Raw genomic sequence first — 237 nt, forward strand, 5'->3', positions numbered from 1 at the left:
GGGACAGCCGGAGGGATTCTTCTCTTGAGAAGCTTGAGAGTGTAGTCAGAAACTTGTTCTGGTGTTGCTCTGTCTTTGCACTCTGCTCCAGGTGTGACCATGCTAGGTTTCAACAGAATTCCTTCAAACAACACATTGTTCTCAGCTAAGTAGAAGAAAACCTCAGCCCACACCTTCAAAGCAACCTCGAATGTTCTGTCGATTCCGTGTTCACCGTCTAGCAAGATCTCCGGCTCA

The 237-nt window shown here is 47.7% G+C and carries 1 protein-coding gene; it reads right to left on the reverse strand.

Annotation, left to right across the window (positions count from 1 at the left end; genetic code table 11):
- On the reverse strand, positions 1 to 237 hold a 237-nt coding region (locus tag D2V08_RS18195; RefSeq protein WP_119606353.1), incomplete at both ends, for a class I fructose-bisphosphate aldolase.

Origin of the sequence: Flagellimonas lutimaris (assembly GCF_003581615.1) — a bacterium.
GTDB lineage: Bacteria > Bacteroidota > Bacteroidia > Flavobacteriales > Flavobacteriaceae > Flagellimonas > Flagellimonas lutimaris.